This window comes from Streptomyces sp. NPDC002754, from assembly GCF_053592315.1.
In genome coordinates this window covers 71,181-89,219 of record NZ_JBSFVM010000007.1, presented here as the reverse complement: position 1 = coordinate 89,219, position 18,039 = coordinate 71,181, and the positions used below count along the sequence as shown (strand labels likewise).

At 69.7% G+C, this 18,039-nt stretch carries 13 protein-coding genes and 1 pseudogene; 4 read left to right on the top strand and 10 right to left on the bottom strand.

All coding sequences use genetic code 11. The features are described from left to right. Positions 1 to 74 precede the first annotated feature (74 nt). Positions 75 to 2,257 (bottom strand): annotated as a pseudogene (locus ACWD2L_RS17550) (glycogen debranching N-terminal domain-containing protein). Between the two features lie 167 nt (positions 2,258 to 2,424). Further along, positions 2,425 to 3,834 carry a DUF4192 domain-containing protein gene (locus tag ACWD2L_RS17545; protein ID WP_451190063.1) on the bottom strand — a complete coding sequence of 470 codons (1,410 nt, stop codon included), beginning with the start codon at positions 3,832 to 3,834 and terminating at the stop codon, positions 2,425 to 2,427. A 132-nt stretch (positions 3,835 to 3,966) separates the two neighbouring features. On the opposite strand from ACWD2L_RS17545, the gene ACWD2L_RS17540 reads away from it, so the two are divergent. Together ACWD2L_RS17540 and ACWD2L_RS17535 are read left to right on the top strand one after the other, a co-directional pair. Beyond that, positions 3,967 to 6,129: a RecQ family ATP-dependent DNA helicase gene (locus tag ACWD2L_RS17540; protein ID WP_351333034.1), complete on the top strand. Its 2,163-nt coding sequence runs from the start codon at positions 3,967 to 3,969 to the stop codon at positions 6,127 to 6,129. A gap of 224 nt (positions 6,130 to 6,353) precedes the next feature. Further along, entirely contained in the window at positions 6,354 to 6,992 is a 639-nt protein-coding gene (locus ACWD2L_RS17535) for a hypothetical protein (RefSeq protein WP_351333031.1), read from the top strand. 81 nt (positions 6,993 to 7,073) lie between these two features. Here the strand turns inward: ACWD2L_RS17535 and ACWD2L_RS17530 are convergent, their stop codons facing one another. Genes ACWD2L_RS17530 through ACWD2L_RS17520 form a run of 3 tightly spaced genes read right to left on the bottom strand, consistent with a single transcriptional unit; the run spans position 7,074 to position 9,158 of the window. Then, complete coding sequence (locus tag ACWD2L_RS17530) at positions 7,074 to 7,733, bottom strand: hypothetical protein (RefSeq protein WP_351333101.1); 660 nt, start codon at positions 7,731 to 7,733, stop codon at positions 7,074 to 7,076. 45 nt (positions 7,734 to 7,778) lie between these two features. After that, complete coding sequence (locus ACWD2L_RS17525; RefSeq protein WP_351333028.1) at positions 7,779 to 8,480, bottom strand: ribonuclease HII; 702 nt, start codon at positions 8,478 to 8,480, stop codon at positions 7,779 to 7,781. 51 nt (positions 8,481 to 8,531) lie between these two features. Further along, positions 8,532 to 9,158: a TetR/AcrR family transcriptional regulator gene (locus ACWD2L_RS17520; protein ID WP_351333098.1), complete on the bottom strand. Its 627-nt coding sequence runs from the start codon at positions 9,156 to 9,158 to the stop codon at positions 8,532 to 8,534. Between the two features lie 256 nt (positions 9,159 to 9,414). Here ACWD2L_RS17520 and ACWD2L_RS17515 point away from each other — a divergent pair, with 256 nt between their 5' ends. After that, on the top strand, positions 9,415 to 10,971 hold the full coding sequence (locus ACWD2L_RS17515; protein WP_451190058.1) for an MFS transporter: 1,557 nt from the start codon (positions 9,415 to 9,417) through the stop codon (positions 10,969 to 10,971). A gap of 30 nt (positions 10,972 to 11,001) precedes the next feature. Here ACWD2L_RS17515 and ACWD2L_RS17510 read toward each other — a convergent pair whose 3' ends face one another. The 3 genes from ACWD2L_RS17510 to ACWD2L_RS17500 form a co-directional block, all read right to left on the bottom strand. Continuing rightward, positions 11,002 to 11,907, bottom strand: coding sequence for an ADP-ribosylglycohydrolase family protein (locus tag ACWD2L_RS17510; protein WP_351333026.1), 906 nt, complete (start codon positions 11,905 to 11,907; stop codon positions 11,002 to 11,004). Between the two features lie 12 nt (positions 11,908 to 11,919). Next, positions 11,920 to 12,579 (bottom strand): histidine phosphatase family protein, encoded by a 660-nt coding sequence (locus ACWD2L_RS17505; protein ID WP_351333023.1) that lies wholly within the window; start codon positions 12,577 to 12,579, stop codon positions 11,920 to 11,922. A 110-nt stretch (positions 12,580 to 12,689) separates the two neighbouring features. Then, the gene (locus ACWD2L_RS17500) at positions 12,690 to 13,295 is read right to left on the bottom strand and encodes a YdbC family protein (RefSeq protein ID WP_351333020.1); all 606 of its coding nucleotides are present in this window, start codon (positions 13,293 to 13,295) and stop codon (positions 12,690 to 12,692) included. Positions 13,296 to 13,442: 147 nt separating this feature from the next. On the opposite strand from ACWD2L_RS17500, the gene ACWD2L_RS17495 reads away from it, so the two are divergent. Beyond that, positions 13,443 to 13,982, top strand: coding sequence for a TerD family protein (locus ACWD2L_RS17495; protein ID WP_351333017.1), 540 nt, complete (start codon positions 13,443 to 13,445; stop codon positions 13,980 to 13,982). A 116-nt stretch (positions 13,983 to 14,098) separates the two neighbouring features. Here ACWD2L_RS17495 and ACWD2L_RS17490 read toward each other — a convergent pair whose 3' ends face one another. After that, complete coding sequence (locus ACWD2L_RS17490) at positions 14,099 to 16,999, bottom strand: vitamin B12-dependent ribonucleotide reductase (protein WP_351333015.1); 2,901 nt, start codon at positions 16,997 to 16,999, stop codon at positions 14,099 to 14,101. Positions 17,000 to 17,135: 136 nt separating this feature from the next. Next, positions 17,136 to 17,681, bottom strand: a complete 546-nt coding sequence (nrdR, locus tag ACWD2L_RS17485; RefSeq protein WP_351333092.1) for a transcriptional regulator NrdR — start codon at positions 17,679 to 17,681, stop codon at positions 17,136 to 17,138. Between the last annotated feature and the right edge of the window lie 358 nt (positions 17,682 to 18,039).

Genomic DNA, 18,039 nt, shown 5'->3' with positions numbered 1-18,039 from the left:
ACTCCCTTGGCTCCCGTGCTCCGCCTCGTATCGGGCGGCGCGCGGTGGCCCCGGTCCGCCCGGGTCCGCGCCCGTCACACCCCCAACTGCAGTTCATCCGCCGCCTCCTCCACCATGGCGACGCCGAGCCTGCTGACGCGTACGGAGAACGCCTGCCCGGCGACCCGCAGCCCGGTCAGCCCGATCTCGCCCAGCGGGGCACTTCGCATCGGCGACAGCGTCACCGTCCCCGCCGGCACGTCGGGGCGGATGCCCGCGAGGGTGGCCAGGAGGTGCACTCCGGCCGCCGCCGACACGGCAGCGGGTCTGCACGCGGCGGGGTGTGGCAGCGGAATGCCTCCCTCGACCCGCTGCAGCCCGCGTACATCTCGGGCAACCTGCAGTCGAAAGCGTCGGCCGCGTCGAGGACGCCTCTGATCAGGGACGCCGCCTCCTTCTCGTAGCCAGCAGCGGACAGGCCCGCGACGGCGACAGCGGTCTCGTGCACCCGTACCGCTCCCGAGCGGTGCCCGAACGGGTTGTACGACGCCTCCTTCACCCCCAGGCTTCTGAGCCCCCATCCGGAGTCGAGCCCCGGCCCACCGAACAATCTTGCGAGGTGCTCGGTCTGCACCTTGTCCAGCAGGCCCGGCGCCCGCTCGCCCCCGCCGAGCATCCCGGTGTCCAGAAGGTGGGCGGCGCCACCACCCAGCCCTGCCGACCTGCGCCCATCCGCCGTGCGCGCGGCCGCCGGTCGACCCCCGCCGCGGTCCTCGACCCAGAAGTCCTCCTGGAAGCGCCGCCGCAGTTCCTCGGCCCACTGGCGCAGTTCACCGCCGCCAGGTCTGTCATGAGCGTCCAAGAGGTCGGCGCCGAGCAGAGCGGCCCGATGGGCATGCGCCTGGATCTCGCACCGATGAGGGCCACCCGGGCTGGGGTCCGGGATGTAGAGGCATTCGCGGGCAGTGGTCCACAGCCACTGCAAACAGCGCTCGGCGGTCGGCAGCAACCCCGCCACCTCGGACTCCCCCAGACCCCAGCGTCTGGCCTCGGCGAGCAGGACCGGAAACAAGAGAGTGGCCTCGATCCCTGTGCAACTGGGCGGCAGTTGCCCACCCGCCTGCCGCCGCGGCCCCGGCACCTTTCCGAACGCCGCTCCAGGCTCGCGCAGCTGCGTACGGGCCAGGGCTCGTAGCGTGCCGAAGGCGAGCCCGGTCCCCAGCGGCAGGGTCATCCGGGCGGCCGCCAGCGCCTCGGCGGGAGCCGGACCGCAGCGCCACGGAGCGCCCGCGGCCACGCAGACGTCCGCCGGATGCGCGGGATCACGCACCAGGAGCGCCTGCAGGTCGGAGATGCCGGCGCGCAGCAGCGGGCCCACACGCGGGTCGTCCCCCTGTGCCGTGGCCAGGGCGAACGGCCGGATCGCGCCGTACCCCGCCGCACTGCCGGCGCCCTCGTCGGTTGCCCGTACCCGCAACCGCACCGTGCGTCTGCCGCCCGGCGGAAGCTCGAACTCCCAGCGCAGCAGGCCGGCGGACGCCAGAGCGTCCATCGGTGGTGGCGTCACCGTGACCAGGACGGTCGGCCCGCTGCCCGTCGGCGACGACCAGCGCAGTCCGGAGCCGTGAACCGTGGCGGGCAGTTCTCGCCCGCCGCTCCCGGCTGCCGCCGCACCGATCTCGGCGACGTCGGTGCCCAGCGCCACTTCGAGCGGCAGCCGCAGTGTCCGCTGCGCGGAACTGTGCAGCGTGATGTCCTCCGTGCCCTCCGCGCGCCGGATCCGTTCAACGACCACGTCCGGATCGGGCCCGGCATCCGAGGCCACCCGCAGGGTGGCCGTGAAGCAAGCCCGGTCGGAGGAGATCATGCGGGACTGCACGGCAAGCGGTTCCATCCCCGCCACTCGAATCTGACAGCGCGACAGCAGGCGTCTACCCCGGTGGTAGAAGCCTTCAAGCCCTTGCCCCGTCAACTGGCCCTGGCTGGAAGAGATCGCGAGGCCGGGCAGCGCGACACAGATCAGCGCCTCGTGAACCGGCGCAAGTTCCGTGCTCCGCCACAGCGCGCGGGCCGGTCCCGTCGATGGCGCCTGCAGCGCCGGGTGGCCCAGTGGCGTACGTGGTCGCCCTTGCGCGGGGCCGGCCGGAACGTCATCGGGGGCACGCTGCGGGCCGGGTGCGCCCGTCGCCCTCGGCGTCTCACGGACCGCGAGGTGGTCGCGGGGCACATCATCGTCACGCACCGTGGCTGCGTACTGCGGCGAAGCGTGGGACGTCATCTTCGCTCCCCTCCCCCTGCGGGTACGGCACGCCGCCGGCCTGCCTTGCACCTCGGCGGTGCGACCCGGCCGCCGCCACCGCTCACCCAGATGAACGGGGCGCGCCCACTCCAAGTAACGCCGCAGGGCCACGAAGCGAGAAAGCGGGCCCGCGGGGCAGCCGGCCCTCATCCGTCGCCCCTGCTCCGCTGGCGCCTGGGGCGGCGGAGCTCCGTCGGCCGCCGGGGTGCACGCGCACCCGCCCGCGCAGGGCGCGTCCCAGCTCCGGGACGCCGCTCGCCCCGCCGACGCAGGGCGGCCTCCAGGCCTCGGGTGGCACGGGACATTCCTGGATCGGCGGCGCCTCCGGGGACGGCCACCGCCGAGGGTCGAGAGCCGTCGACTCCGGTGGCACTCGTGCAGTCGTCATCGACCACTCCGGACGGCGTGTCCGGTGCCGAGTCCGCATCCGGATCCGTCCGCCCCACTCGCAGGGAGCGCCGCAACGGCTCGGGGCCGAGCCCGTCGGCCCGCGCTTCGTTGAGCAAGCGGGCGAACGTGTACCGCGGGTCGGCGCCGAGGGCCATCTCCAGTGCCTGGTCCGCCTCAACGGTGTCGCCGAGCGACCAGGCCACCCACCCCACGAGTGCCAGCGGCGCGGCGGCGTACTCCCCGTAGGGGCCGACGCACCGGCGGGCCAGCGCCCGCCACAGGCGCAGGGCGTGGACGGCCTCCGCGCCCTCCATCCACTCCGCCGCCCGGTCTCTGGTCAGCCGGTCCTGGAGACCGAGAATCAGCGACGCGGCCTCATCGTGTGCCAACAGCTCGTCGTCCTTGAGGTCGGCCGCGAGCGCGTCAACCTCTCCCGGCGCGTCCGCGAAGCGCAGCATGACCAGGCGGGCCAGATCCAGCGTCGCCGCCTCCACCTCCTGGCGAGGTGTCCCGGCGAAGATCCTCGGCACGAGGTCCATCGCCGCCGCATCGAGGGCGCGCGTCTGATCCGTGACGAGCGCTGTCTCCAAGACGGCCAGGCGCGCCTTCATCCGCCCCAGCGACCCCCGTACCTGAATGCCCGCGAAGGCGGCCGTGGCCGCCATCACCGAGGTGCCGTCGGTCGCGATCACGTTGCCCTCCACCGGGCAGCACTCGGCGCGCGCGCAGCAGTACGACCAATACCTGCCTTCCGAGAGGCACAGCGCTTCCGTGACCGGCACGTCGAGGCCGCCGCACTCGGTGCGCAGCAGCTGGGCCAGGGGCCTGAGCTGTTGCATGATCCGCAGCCCCGCGTCGGGGCCCGGGGTCGGGGCGTCCTGGCACAGGAACGCCACGACGCTGTCGGGGTGGCCGTCCCTGCGCTCGCATTCGCCGATCAGACACTGGGCCATCTGTCGCGCCACTGCATGCCAGTCCTCGGTGCGCTCGGGAATGCCCAGGCGCACACGACCGCCGAAACGCCCCTTGTGCAGGGCGACCAGGACGATGCTGTCGTCGGGCCGGAACCCGAGCAAGTACGGGAGCGCCTCGGCAAGTTCGCCTGCCGTGCGAAGGGTGATCTTTGCTTCGCCGACCAGCCCGGTCGGCTCGCTGTGATTCGTCATGCGCCGACCATGCCCCGGAACGCGGCGCTCCGGTTTGGGCTGTGGATAACCCCGATCAGGGACACGACAGAAGTTGTCCACAGTCCGCGGGCTCGTTCGCGTGATGTCAGTGCCATCGGGTTGCATGGGGGCATGAGCAACGAAGAGCTGCGGACAGCCGCCGATACCGTTCTCGCCCGTCTCGTCGGCGACCCGAGCGGCACGGCCAGACTGCGCGAGGACCAGTGGCGCGCCATCGAGGCCCTGGTCGCCGACCATCGGCGGGCCCTCGTCGTGCAGCGCACCGGCTGGGGCAAGTCCGCGGTGTACTTCGTCGCGACCGCGCTGATCCGGCACCGCGGCGGCGGCCCGACCGTGATCGTCTCCCCGCTCCTCGCGCTCATGCGCAACCAGGTGGAGGCGGCGGAGCGTGCGGGCATCCGCGCCCGCACCATCAACTCGTCGAACACCGAGGAATGGGACACCGTGCGGGCCGATGTGGCGGCCGGTGAAGTCGACGTGCTCCTGGTCAGTCCTGAGCGGCTCAACAATCCCGACTTCCGAGACAACGTACTGCCCCAACTCGCCGCGGCCACGGGCCTGCTCGTCGTCGACGAGGCCCACTGCATCTCGGACTGGGGGCACGATTTCCGCCCGGACTACCGACGCCTGCGCACGATGCTGGCCGACCTTCCGCAGGGCGTCCCCGTCCTGGCGACGACGGCTACGGCCAACGCGCGCGTGACGGCGGACGTTGCCGAACAACTCGGCACCGGGTCCGGTTCTGACGCCCTGGTGCTGCGCGGCCCGCTCGACCGCGAGAGCCTCAGCCTCGGGGTCCTACAACTGCCGGACGCCGCACACCGTTTGGCCTGGCTCGCCGACCATCTGGACGACCTTCCGGGCTCCGGGATCATCTATACCCTCACCGTCGCCGCGGCCGAGGAAGTCACGGCCTATCTGCGACAGTGCGGCCACACCGTGTCCTCGTACACGGGGAAGACGGAGAACGCCGATCGGCAGCAGGCCGAAGAGGACCTCCTGGCGAACCGCGTGAAGGCGCTGATCGCCACGTCGGCGCTCGGCATGGGCTTCGACAAGCCGGACCTCGGGTTCGTCGTCCACATGGGCTCTCCCTCCTCGCCGATCGCCTACTACCAGCAGGTGGGCCGCGCCGGGCGCGGAGTCGACCACGCGGAGGTGCTGCTGCTTCCCGGCAAGGAGGACGAGGCGATCTGGCGCTACTTCGCCTCGCTCGCCTTCCCTCCGGAGGAGCAGGTGCGGCGCACGCTGGACGTGCTCGGGCAGTCCGACAGGCCCCTCTCCCTGCCCGCGCTCGAACCGCTGGTGGAGCTGCGCCGGTCACGTCTGGAGACCATGCTCAAGGTCCTCGACGTGGACGGTGCGGTGCACCGGGTGAAGGGCGGCTGGATCGCCACGGGACAGCCCTGGGTCTACGACACCGAGCGCTACGCGTGGGTGGCCAAGCAGCGCGAGGCCGAGCAGCAGGCGATGCGGGACTACGCGACGACGGACGGCTGCCGCATGGAATTCCTGCGCCGTCAGCTCGACGACGAGGAGGCGGCCCCGTGCGGCCGCTGCGACAACTGCGCGCCGCCGCGATTCTCCGACGCCGTCTCGCCCGCAGCGCTGAACTCGGCGCGAGGTGAACTCGGGCGCCCCGGAGTCGAGGTGGATCCCAGGAAGATGTGGCCCACCGGGCTCGCGGCCGTCGGCATCGACCTCAAGGGCCGCATCCCCGCGGGTGAGCAGGCCGGGACCGGGCGGGCACTCGGCCGCCTGTCGGACATCGGCTGGGGGAACCGTCTGCGCCCCATGTTCGCCCCGCAGGCCCCGGACGGACCGGTGCCGGACGATGTGGCGGGAGCCGTCGTGGACGTGCTCGCCGACTGGGCGAAGGGGCCGGGCGGCTGGGCGGCTGGCTCCGCCGACACCGCGCCGCGCCCCGTCGGCGTGGTGACGATGGCGTCCCTCACTCGCCCGCAGCTCATCCAGTCCTTGGGCGCAGGCATCGCGCAGGTCGGCCGCATGCCACTGCTGGGCAGCATCTCGTACGCACCGGGCAGCGACACCGCACACATCCCGCGCAGTAACAGCGCGCAGCGGCTGCGCGCCCTCGACGGCACGTTGACGCTTCCGCCCGAGCTGTCCGAAGCGCTCTCACGCGCGGGTGGCCCGGTTCTGCTCGTCGACGACTACATGGAGACCGGCTGGACGCTGGCGATGGCCTCCCGGTTGCTGCGCCGGGCGGGCGCCGAGGGGGTGTTGCCACTGGTCCTGGCGGTACAGGGGTGAGCGACGCGTAGCGATCCAACCCTTGGGGCAGGGATATTGGCGACGCATCGACAGATACAGGAACGCGGTCCCAATTGCTCGTTGCCGTCTGCCACTGCGACGGGAAGAATTGGTACTGCTCCCCGCACGGCTCCCCGTTATCCGGTGGATGGTAGAGCTGTGTCGCGGTGCGCTCCCCAGTCCGACCCCGCCCGCAGTGTGGGCGTGTAGCCGAAGGGAGGACCGTGGCCTTTGGATTCGCTCCGTCCTCGGCGGTGTCGATGTCCGCGTCCTTGATGCGCACCGACAGGTCCGCCGATTCCGTCAACCGACCGACAAGGCTGCTCGAGCCCGCGGAGTGGGCGGCGGCCGGCATCCCGCTGCTGCGCGATCCGCGCGAGGTGGTCAGCGGGCTGTATTCCCGCCACCGGCCGATCCCACAGACCGTCGTCATAGCCGTGCTCGACCCCGATGAGCGGTTGCGGGCCAGCGCCTCGTTCGTGCGCCGCGAAAGCGCCGCCGACGGCTGGACGTTCCGCAACGCGCTGCTGTCCCAGTTACGCCGGGTGATCCCGCACGACCTGCGCCGCCGCACGCCGGTGCGCACCGCGGTGGTGCTGTACTGCCGCGAGGGGGACACCCGTTGGACGGAGGAGGACGGGGCCTGGATGTGGGGACTGCGTGACGCGTGCACGCTGCACGGCCTGCGCTGCGGCGCGTACATCACGATGACGCGGGACGGCTGGCAGGTACTCGGAGAGGGCAGAGCCGGTCGGCGCCCGAGCGTGGGCTCTGTGGCCGAGGCCCTGGGGTCCGGGGAGCCGTCGGCGCCGCGCGCCGGCGGCGCCGCGACGGAGGTGCTCCGCCGCGCCGCGGCGCGCTGAATGGCACCGCGCCTGCCGCGGGCCCGCCTGCCGGACTCCCCGGACACCGCTTCGCGGTGCGGGCAGTCGGCAAGCGGCGCGTCAGACCCCGGCGCCCAACAGCGAGTTGATGCGCTCCGGGTCGCCGCACACGACGAGCAGCGCACCGGCCCGGCCGAGCGCGATCGGCAGCGCTGTGGTGGCCACCTCGTCGGCTCCGCCGTTCACGGCGACGACGACCACCGGACGGGACGCGGCGCGCCCCAGGGCGGAGGAATCGGCGTAGAACACGTCGTCACGCGCGTCGTGCTGCGCCCAGTAGGAGTCCTCACCGAAGGACAGCTCGTGGGCCGCCCACGGGTGCGGGTCACCGGTGGTGACCACCAGGACGTCGCCGGGGGCGCGGCCCGAGTCGAGCAGCATGTCGAGAGCCTCCTCCGCAGCGTCCAGCGCGCCCTCGACCGAGGCCGGGATGAGCTGGATCTGCGGCTGGGAGACCGAAGTCGACGTGGCGGCAGGGGCGTTCGGCCCCGGCTTGTGGACACCCGCCGAGTCGCGCGGCGTTCGCTGCGCGGGCGGCATGGGCCTGGAGGGACCCGGACGTCCGGGTCGCGGTGGCGCCGCGGGACGCGGGCCGGGTACAGGGCGGGGGGTCGACGCGGTACGGCCGCTGGCGGGCGTGGCGCGGGGACCCTGGGCACTCTCGTGAATCTGAGGCTCCTCGGGACTGAGAGGCTTGAGCTGATATCTATCAAAACGCAGGTGCGGCTCGCGTCAACGGGTGGCACGTCAGTGCGAGCGAGGCGGTCAGAAGTCGAAGCCGAGCTGGCCCTCGATCTCTGGAACGCCGACATTCGCCCAACTGCGGGCCTTCTTGAGGTGCCGCCACTGGGGCAGCGCATCAAGATACGCCCACGAAAGCCGGTGGTACGGGGTGGGCCCCCGTTCCTCCAACGCGGCGCGATGCACCGGCGACGGGTATCCGGCGTTCGCCGCAAACCCGAAGTCTGCATGGTCGATGCCCAGTTCGGCCATCATTTTGTCGCGGCGGACCTTGGCGATCACCGACGCCGCGGCGACGGCAATGCAGGAACGGTCCCCCTTGATCACCGTACGAACCTGCCAAGGGGTACCCAGGTAGTCGTGCTTCCCGTCGAGGATGACCGCGTCCGGCCGCACCGGCAGATCCTCGAGGGCCCGCACGGCGGCAAGTCGGAGGGCCGCCGTCATCCCCAGGTCATCGATCTCCTCGTGTGAAGCGTGCCCGAGGGCATGTCCGGACACCCAGCTCTCCAGCTCGACCGCGAGAGTCTCGCGGCGCTTGGGGCTGATGAGCTTGGAGTCGGTGAGGCCCTCCGGCGGACGGCGCAGCCCGGTGACGGCGGCGCAGACGGTGACGGGACCCGCCCAGGCACCGCGGCCGACCTCGTCGACACCGGCAATGATCTTGGCACCGGTAGTGGCGCGCAGTGAGCGCTCAACGGTGTGGGTGGGTGCTTCGTACGGCATGGCGGCAAACAGCGTACGCCGCCCGGGGAGCGCCGCGATACCCGGCTCGCCTCAACGCGCCTGCCGACGCAACAGCGGGACCATCACGTGGTCGATCATCTCCACCAGATCCCCCTCTCCCCATTCGCTTCCGCACACCTTCGAGCGGTACATCATCAGCGCCGGAATCACGTCGCACACGCTGGACTCGTCGACATCCGGGCGCACCTCACCTCGCTCAACGCCACGGCGGACGACCTCCTTGATCAACTCGACGCTGGGCTCGACCACACCTTGGGCGATCACGCTGTGGAAGCGTTCGGCGGTGAGGGTGTCGCATTCGTGAAGCACCGAGCGCAGCGCGTAGCCGGGCCGGGAGTACATGGCCTCCCGCAAGCGGCGACACAGCTCCAGCAGGTCTTCCCGCACGCTTCCGCACTCCGGCGCCGAGTCCAATGGAGGCAGCCCCGCCTGGAGCGCGTCGACGACGAGGTCCTCCTTGGAGGGCCAGCGCCGATACACCGCGGCCTTGCCAGTCTGCGCGCCCGCGGCGACGCCTTCCATCGTGAGGCCGTTCCAGCCGACCGTACTGAGCTGATCCAACGCCGCTTCCAGAATGGCCCGTTCCAGCACGGGGCCACGCCTGCGAAGCGCGGCGGCCGCCTGAGCGGGGGCGGCCGTCCGACGTGAACTAACCATCATCATCTCTCCGTTGAGCCGTCCGAGAGCGGTTCGGACGCGCGGCAGCGAGCTCAGCACACACCCACGTGCACTGATGGGGAGCCACCACCGAGCATCTCAGGCTTCAGCCCCTTCTTTCGACGGGTCGACGGCAAGCTTCCGCCGACGCATTCACAACTCCCATAAAGAACGCTTGTGTTCACTACTGCGGGCACACTACGATCCCACACAGGGAACGTGACCGTTCTCTAATCATGCCCATGGGGGATCGCTCGTGACACAGGATCAGATCCAGGCACATCCGGCTCCGCCCAGCAAACCGCGCGCCTCCGCGCGCCCACACCGACCCGGCATCGCGCTGACAGTGATCGCCGCCTGTCAACTGATGGTCGTCCTCGACGCCACCATCGTGAACATCGCCCTGCCCCACATGCAGACGGCACTGGGCTTCTCCACCAACAACCTGACCTGGGTGATCAATGCCTACGCGCTCACCTTCGGTGGACTGCTGCTCCTGGGCGGCCGGGCCGGCGACCTTCTCGGGCGCCGCCGCATGTTCATCACCGGTATCGCCCTGTTCAGCCTCGCATCTCTCCTAGGCGGATTCGCGCAGGAGCCCTGGCAGTTGCTCGCGGCCCGTGCGCTTCAGGGCGTCGGCGGTGCGATCGCGTCGCCCACCTCGCTGGCCCTCATCGCCACCACGTTCCCCGAAGGGCCCGAGCGGAACCGGGCGTTCGGGGTCTTCGCCTCCGTCTCCGCCGGTGGCGGCGCCGTCGGGCTGCTCGCAGGAGGCATGCTCACCGACTGGCTGGACTGGCGCTGGGTGCTGTTCGTCAACGTGCCCATAGGCGTACTGATCGCCCTCCTCGCCCCTCGCTACATCAACGAGTCGCAGCGCCACCCCGGCCGGTTCGATCTGCCGGGCGCCCTCACTTCGACCCTCGGCATGGCCGCCCTCGTGTACGGATTCATCCGTGCCGCCTCCGAAGGCTGGAGCGACACGCTCGCCACCGCGTCCTTCGGCGCGGCCGCGGTCCTGCTGATCGCCTTCATCGCCATCGAGAGGCGCACCAGCCAGCCGATCACGCCCCTGACGCTGTTCAAGGACCGCAACCGGTCGGGCACCTACGCGATGATGCTGAGCCTCGCCGCAGCGATGTTCGGGATGTTCTTCTTCATCGTGCTCTTCGTGCAGAACGTGCTGCACTACACCCCGGTCAAGGCCGGCCTCGCCTTCCTACCGGTGACCGCCGCCATCGTGCTCGGCGCAGGGATCGCCACGAACCTGCTGCCCCGGCTCGGCCCCAAACCCTTCATGGCCGTGGGCTGTCTGCTGACCGCCACGGGCATGGGCTGGCTGACACTCATCGACCCCAGCAGCTCCTACCTCAGCGGCATTCTCGGCCCGATGCTCCTGTTCGGCTTCGGTATGGGCCTGAACTTCGTCACGCTGACCCTGACGGCCGTCTCCGGCATAGCCGACAGCGAGTCCGGTGCGGCCTCCGGCATGCTCAACACCACACAGCAGGTCGGCGGCGCCCTCGGACTGTCGGTCCTCACCACGATCTTCAGCAGCGCCAGCGAGAGCGAGGCCAAGAAGCAGATACCGAAGTTCCTCGCGGAAGGCTCACCGGAGCAGAAGGCCGAGTTCGCCAAGACGCACCGACTGCCCGCTCCATGGACCGACTCGGTGCTGGCCCACGGCATCAGCAATGCCTTCATAGCGGCCGCGTCGCTGGCCGTGGTCGCGGCGCTGATCGCCCTGTTCGTCATCCAGGTACGCAAGAGCGACCTCGAGGCGCTGAGCGGGAAGCCCGGGGCCTCGGTCTGAGGGGCACTCCCCCGGACCTGTTCTGTGCCCCTACGCGGTCGGCGCCCAGGCCGGCAGTGGCTCGGTCCGCCCGAGCCACTCGGCCGAGGGCGCCCCGTCCGCGCCGGAGGCGACGATGCCGCCCACGATCGCGCAGGTCGTGTCCATGTCGCCGCCGACCTGGGCCGTGCTCCAGAAGGCGCCTTCGAAGTCACCAAGGCCACGCGCCGCCGACCAGATGGCGAACGGCACGGTGTCGTGCGCGGTCGTCCTCCGGCCACAGCCGAGGACGGCCGCCACCGTGGACGGGTCTCCGTAGTCGAGCATGTCCTTGGCGCGGCGCAAGCCTGCGCCCACCGCGCTGCGCGGGACGAGCGAGATCACCCCGTCCAGGAGGTCCTGAGGCGTGGGAGGCCCCGCGGCATCGGCCACCAGAGCCGCCGCGGCCGCCACCGCCATCGAACCCACGACGGCCTCCCGATGCTGGTGCGTCGGGTAGGCGGAAATCTCGGCCTGATGCGTGGCCTGCTCGGGGTCGTCCGCGTAATAGGCGCCGAGCGGAGCGATCCGCATCGCCGCGCCGTTCCCCCACGACCCCCGCCCGTCGAAGAGCGCGGAGGCGAGGGTCCGCCAGTCGCCACCCTCCCGCAGTTGCTGCAGCAGCCGGTTCACGGCGGGCCCGTACCCGCGGTCGACGTCCTGGCGCTCCGCGAACGACCGCGCCAGTTCGTCCTGGTCCACACGCTCGTGAGCGGCCAGGACGGACACCACTGAGGCAGCCATCTCGGTGTCGTCGGTCCACTGCCATGTGCCGTCCGGCAGTGCGCCGGCCTTGAGCAGCGGGTAGTTCGCCGGAACGAAGAATTGTGATCCCAGCGCGTCTCCCACGGAGAGTCCGCGCAGGCTGGACAGGGCGCGGTTCAAGCGCCCGTCGGGTGAGGAGTCAGCGGTGGTCATCGCATCGACACTCTATCCGGTGACTCCGTACGATTCCGGTTCGCGCCAGCGGTCGAACGGACGGTCCAAGGTGTATTTGCCGTTCTCCCCGAGAACGAGCACGCGCATCTCCGCGTTCCCAGGATTCGACAGCGACTCGAAATCCGCGACGGACCAGTGGAACCAGCGCATACAGAACAGCCGCATGGTCAGCCCATGGGTCACGAGCAGGACGTTCGGCGGATGGTCCGCGGACTCGAAGCTACGGTGCAGACTCTCCAGGAACGCGCCCACCCGGTCGTACACGTCCGCCCCCGACTCCCCTTGGGCGAACCGGTAGAAGAAGTGCCCATAGGCATCGCGATACGCCTTCTGCAGCCGCACATCCGCGCGGTCCTGCCAGTTCCCCCAGTCCTGCTCCCTGAGCCTGGGCTCTTCTCGGATGCGTACGAGGTCGGGGTCGAGCCGGAAGGCGCGGAAGGTCTCGTGGGTGCGCCGGTACGGAGAGACGTACACGCTCACCCGCTCGCGTCCGAACAGACGCCGGAGGTCCTCGCCTGTGGTCTCGGCCTGGCGCCACCCCTTGTCGGTGAGCGTCAGGGCGTGATCGGGCTCGCGCTCGTAGATGGTGTCGTCGGCGTTCCCTTCGGATTCGCCGTGCCGGACAAGAACGATGCGCCGCGGTCGTGCCATGCACACGACCCTAGATCGCCGGGCGGCTTCGAGCACCCGTGCGGGCCCTGCGGCGGAGGTCATGTGGATCACAACGACAGAGCGACGGGCACGCGCGCGTGGTCACCCGCTCAGACCGTCCAGGTCGACTCCAGTTCCACGATGTCCCCCGTGATGGCCGCGATGTCGGCATCCGTCTGGGCGCGCGCGGAGAGCCGCTCCACCCGGTCGACCTGGTACTTTCCGTGCTCGGCCGCCGAGCGCCACATGGAGAGGACCAGAAACTCGCCTCCTGGGGCGTCGCCGAACAGTCCCCGGACCATGCCGGGCGAGCCGGCCATCGCCGGGTTCCACACCTTCTGCTGCATCAACGTGTAGTGCTCGGCCCGGTCGGCGCGCACCGTGCAGTGCGCCACCCGCACAACGTCCGCGTCGGTGAACCGCGGCTCGAACCCGGTCTTCACATCGAAGCGATGATCGAAGAGCTTCGCCTGGAGGTTCTTGTACGTCCCCGACTGCGCGGCCGCGAGCCGGTCGTGGGAGCGCGCCATGAAGGAGTCGTAGAAGGCACGGCTCTCCCAGAAGCCGAATACATGGGCCACACCGGGCCGTTGCCTGCTCCAGCCCCCGCCCTGACCACGGAATCCCGGCTCTCCCAGAAGCCCCGCCCATTTCCGCTGTCCCCGCTCGAAACCCCGACGATCCACCACAGTGCAACGAATCCACTTGACCAGCACCGCGCCATCGTACGGCGCGCCGGCTGCCTGCCGTGGTGGTCCCGAACCCACGGTCGAGACGCCTCTGAGGAGATGGTCGTGTTGTTGTCAGTGGGACCACGTAGCGTGTCCGTAGTACTCAACATCGCACCGAGGAGGGGGAGTTCGGTGAGCAGCCTCCGCAAGGGGATCGAGAAGATCGAGATCGGCCTGAAGTGGGACCCGAGCCCGATGGGCTCGCCTCCCCACGACCTGGACCTGATCGCCGCGGCGTACACGGACGACGACCCGCACGGCAGCCCCGCCTACATCGTCCATTTCGACAGCCGTTCGCCGGACGGGACCATCACGCTGAACCGGGACAGCAGGACCGGACAGGGTTTCGGTTTCGACGAGGTCATGACGCTCGAACTGGAGCGGCTCGCGTCCTCGTACGCGCGCGTGGTCGTGGGCGTGGCCATCCAGCAGAGCGAGCAGGAGCCCGGTCGTGCCAAGGTCTTCGCGGACATCCCGAACACGGCGGTCCGCATAAGAGAGGGCTACACCGACCTGTCGCAGCACGACTTCGCGGTGGTCTCCGGCGCTTCTGCGACCACGGTCGCGGAGTTCACCCGGGGTGCCGACGGGGAGTGGGTGTTCCACGAGGCGGTACGGGGCTTCGACGACGGCGATCTGAACGCGTTCGCCGCGGCGATGGGCGCTCTCTAGGCACATTCGGCGCGCCCACTGCGGGGTTCGGACGCCTACGCCAAAGGGCGGCGGAACCGTAGTGGTTCCGCCGCCCCTCAGTTCAGGCGTTCAGCCGGATCAGGCGTTCAGCCGGATCAGCTGCAGCCGCTGGTCGAACCGCAGCCCTCGCAGATGTAGCAGGAGCCGGCCCGCTGCATCTTCGTTCCGCAGGAGAAGCAGAGCGGGGCGTCGGCCTGGATGCCCAGCTGCATCTCGACGAGCTCGGCGCTGGTGTGCGCCTGCTGCGGCACCGACTGCGCGGTGGCGTCCCCGGCCTTCGGCGTCTCGACGGCCTTCAGCTCCTGGGCGCGGGGCGCCGACTGGGCCAGGGCCTCGACGTCGACCTCGGGGTCGTCGATGGACGGCTCGTACGAACCCGTCTCCAGGTGACGCTGACGCTCCTCGGCGGAGTGGATGCCGAGCGCCGAGCGCGTCTCGAAGGGCAGGAAGTCGAGCGCCAGGCGGCGGAAGATGTAGTCGACGATCGACTGCGCGATCCGCACGTCCGGGTCGTCCGTCATGCCGGCCGGCTCGAAGCGCATGTTGGTGAACTTCGAGACGTAGGTCTCCAGCGGCACCCCGTACTGGAGGCCGACCGAGACGGCGATGGAGAAGGCATCCATCATGCCCGCGAGGGTGGACCCCTGCTTGGACATCTTCAGGAAGACCTCACCGAGACCGTCGTCCGGGTAGGAGTTGGCGGTCATGTAGCCCTCGGCGCCGCCCACCGTGAAGGAGGTGGTGATGCCGGGACGGCCCTTCGGGAGGCGCTTACGGACCGGGCGGTACTCGACGACCTTCTCGACGGCCTCACGGATCGTCGCCTCGGTCTTCTCGGTGACCTCGGTCTTCGCCTGCTCCTTCTTCTTGGCGGAGAGGGGCTGACCGACCTTGCAGTTGTCGCGGTAGATGGCGAGCGCCTTGACGCCCAGCTTCCAGGCCTCGAAGTAGACCTCCTCGACGTCCTCGACGGTCGCCGTCTCCGGCAGGTTGACCGTCTTGGAGAGCGCGCCGGAGATCCACGGCTGGATGGCCGCCATCATGCGGACGTGGCCCATCGCGGAGATGGAACGCTCGCCCATGGCGCAGTCGAACACCTCGTAGTGCTCGGGCTTGAGGCTCGGGGCGTCGATCACATTGCCGTGCTCGGCGATGTGGGCGACGACCGCCTCGATCTGCTCCTCCTGGTAGCCCAGGCGGCGCAGGGCCTGCGGCACGGTGCCGTTGACGATCTGCATCGAGCCGCCGCCGACCAGCTTCTTGAACTTGACCAGGGCGAGGTCGGGCTCAAGACCGGTCGTGTCGCAGGACATCGCGAGACCGATGGTGCCGGTCGGGGCGATGACGGACGCCTGAGCGTTGCGGAAACCGTTCTTCTCGCCGAGGCGGATGACGTCCTGCCAGGCCTCCGTGGCGGCGGCCCAGATCGGAGAGTCCAGGTCGTCCATGCGGACGGCCGCCGTGTTGGCGTCGGCGTGCTGCTTCATGACGCGCTGGTGCGGCGTGGCGTTCTTCGCGTAGCCCTCGTAGGCGCCGACGACCGCGGCGAGCTCGGCCGAGCGCTTGTAGGACGTACCCGTCATCAGCGAGCTGATCGCACCGGCGAGAGCGCGGCCGCCGTCCGAGTCGTAGGCGTGGCCGGTCGCCATGAGCAGGGCGCCCAGGTTCGCGTAGCCGATGCCGAGCTGACGGAAGGCACGGGTGTTCTCGCCGATCTTCTGCGTCGGGAAGTCCGCGAAGCAGATGGAGATGTCCATCGCGGTGATGACCAGCTCGACGACCTTCGAGAAGCGCTCGACGTCGAAGGACTGGTGGCCCTTGCCGTCGTCCTTCAGGAACTTCATCAGGTTCAGCGAGGCGAGGTTGCAGGACGTGTTGTCCAGGTGCATGTACTCGCTGCACGGGTTCGAGCCGTTGATGCGGCCGGACTCCGGGCACGTGTGCCAGTGGTTGATGGTGTCGTCGTACTGGATGCCGGGGTCGGCACAGGCCCAGGCGGCCTCGGCCATCTTGCGGAAGAGGGACTTGGCCTCGACCTCTTCGATGACCTCGCCGTCCATGCGGCCGCGCAGGCCGAACTTCGAGCCGGACTCGACGGCCTTCATGAACTCGTCGTTCACACGGACCGAGTTGTTGGCGTTCTGGTACTGGACGGACGTGATGTCGTCGCCGCCCAGGTCCATGTCGAAGCCCGCGTCACGCAGGGCGCGAACCTTCTCCTCTTCCTTCACCTTGGTCTCGATGAAGCCCTCGATGTCGGGGTGGTCGACGTCGAGGATGACCATCTTGGCCGCGCGGCGCGTGGCGCCACCCGACTTGATCGTTCCTGCGGAGGCGTCGGCACCGCGCATGAAGGACACGGGACCCGAGGCGTTGCCGCCGGAGGAGAGCAGCTCCTTGGAGGAGCGGATGCGGGAGAGGTTCAGGCCGGCGCCGGAGCCGCCCTTGAAGATCATGCCCTCTTCCTTGTACCAGTCGAGGATCGACTCCATGGAGTCGTCGACGGACAGGATGAAGCAGGCCGAGACCTGCTGGGGCTGGGGCGTGCCGACGTTGAACCACACCGGCGAGTTGAAGCTGAAGATCTGGTGCAGGAGCGCGTAGGCCAGCTCGTGCTCGAAGATCTCGGCGTCGGCGGGCGAGGCGAAGTACTTGTTGTCCTCGCCGGCCTTCCGATACGTCTTCACGATGCGGTCGATGAGCTGCTTGAGGCTCACCTCGCGCTGCGGGGTGCCGACGGCGCCCCGGAAGTACTTGCTGGTGACGATGTTGACCGCGTTCACCGACCAGAACTCGGGGAACTCGACGCCACGCTGCTCAAAGTTGACCGAGCCGTCGCGCCAGTTGGTCATGACGACGTCACGATGCGCCCATTCCACCTCGTCGTACGGGTGCACACCAGGGGTGGTGTGGACGCGCTCGACAGGCAGACCCTTGTTGGCCTTGGCTCCCTTGGCTCGGGAGCCTCGTGCCGGGCCGCTCGCCGTCTCTGTCATGCCGCCTCCCATATATCGGGCTAAAACGCCCTAAAGTGCCCGGATCTTCCCGTGCACGGTGTCTGTCTTGTGTTGCGGCCGCAGTTCTTGCCGCCCGCAACAGGTCTTGGGGTCGCCGCCGCCCGGCCCGTGGCCGTCAGTCGGCTGCGTGGGCGGGCACGGGGACTTCTGCAGTCCCGCCGGGCCCGCACTCGCTCTGCGTACGCTCTTCGCCCGCGCCGTCCGTTTCCGCGCCGGGCGTCTGTTCCCTCAGTTCCGCGATGGCCGACTCGAAGTCCTCCAGCGAGTTGAACGCCCGGTACACGGACGCGAACCGCAGGTAAGCGACGAGGTCCAGCTGCTGAAGCGGGCCGAGTATGGCCAGGCCCACGTCGTGCGTGGTCAGTTCGGCGCTTCCGGTGGCGCGTACCGCCTCCTCGACCCGCTGGCCGAGCTGGGCGAGGGCGTCCTCGGTGACCGGACGACCCTGACACGCCTTGCGTACGCCGTTGATGACCTTGGTACGGCTGAAGGGTTCGGTCACCCCGCTCCGCTTCACGACCATCAGTGAGCACGTCTCCACCGTCGTGAAACGGCGGGAGCAGTCCGGACACTGACGGCGCCTGCGGATCGACGTGCCGTCGTCGGTGGTGCGGCTGTCGACGACACGACTGTCGGGATGCCTACAGAAGGGGCAGTGCATGATCTCCCAACCCTCCTTCACGGCACGACTCGATAGCCACAAGAGGCTGAATCACGCCTCTCGAAGCAGCCCCAAGCATAGGCGATGACCGCGACCAAGATGGACCGGGGACCACAACTTCTGGGCTGCGGATCCAATCCAACCACTACATCTGGGGTTCGGTCGCTTTTTAGGGCCCATGCGCGTGTCGGGCGTGTCGCACGCGCGGAACGCCTCGCACCAGCTGCGGCAAGGGCCGCGCGACGCTCGAATCCGCACCGGCACGACACGAGAAGGAACAAGGGCGGTGCCTGGTCGACGGAGAGGCGAGTGGCAGAATGTGGGGACCCACGGGCCGAGCCTCGACTCCAACGAAGAA

Excerpts from the sequence above, each read along its gene's own strand:
- nrdR (WP_351333092.1), bottom strand. The coding sequence starts at position 17,681 with ATGCACTGCCCCTTCTGTAGGCATCCCGACAGTCGTGTCGTCGACAGC.
- ACWD2L_RS17510 (WP_351333026.1), bottom strand. The coding sequence starts at position 11,907 with ATGACCACCGCTGACTCCTCACCCGACGGGCGCTTGAACCGCGCCCTG.
- ACWD2L_RS17540 (WP_351333034.1), top strand. The coding sequence starts at position 3,967 with ATGAGCAACGAAGAGCTGCGGACAGCCGCCGATACCGTTCTCGCCCGT.
- ACWD2L_RS17525 (WP_351333028.1), bottom strand. The coding sequence starts at position 8,480 with ATGCCGTACGAAGCACCCACCCACACCGTTGAGCGCTCACTGCGCGCC.
- ACWD2L_RS17505 (WP_351333023.1), bottom strand. The coding sequence starts at position 12,579 with ATGGCACGACCGCGGCGCATCGTTCTTGTCCGGCACGGCGAATCCGAA.
- ACWD2L_RS17490 (WP_351333015.1), bottom strand. The coding sequence starts at position 16,999 with ATGACAGAGACGGCGAGCGGCCCGGCACGAGGCTCCCGAGCCAAGGGA.
- ACWD2L_RS17520 (WP_351333098.1), bottom strand. The coding sequence starts at position 9,158 with ATGGTTAGTTCACGTCGGACGGCCGCCCCCGCTCAGGCGGCCGCCGCG.
- ACWD2L_RS17545 (WP_451190063.1), bottom strand. The coding sequence starts at position 3,834 with ATGACGAATCACAGCGAGCCGACCGGGCTGGTCGGCGAAGCAAAGATC.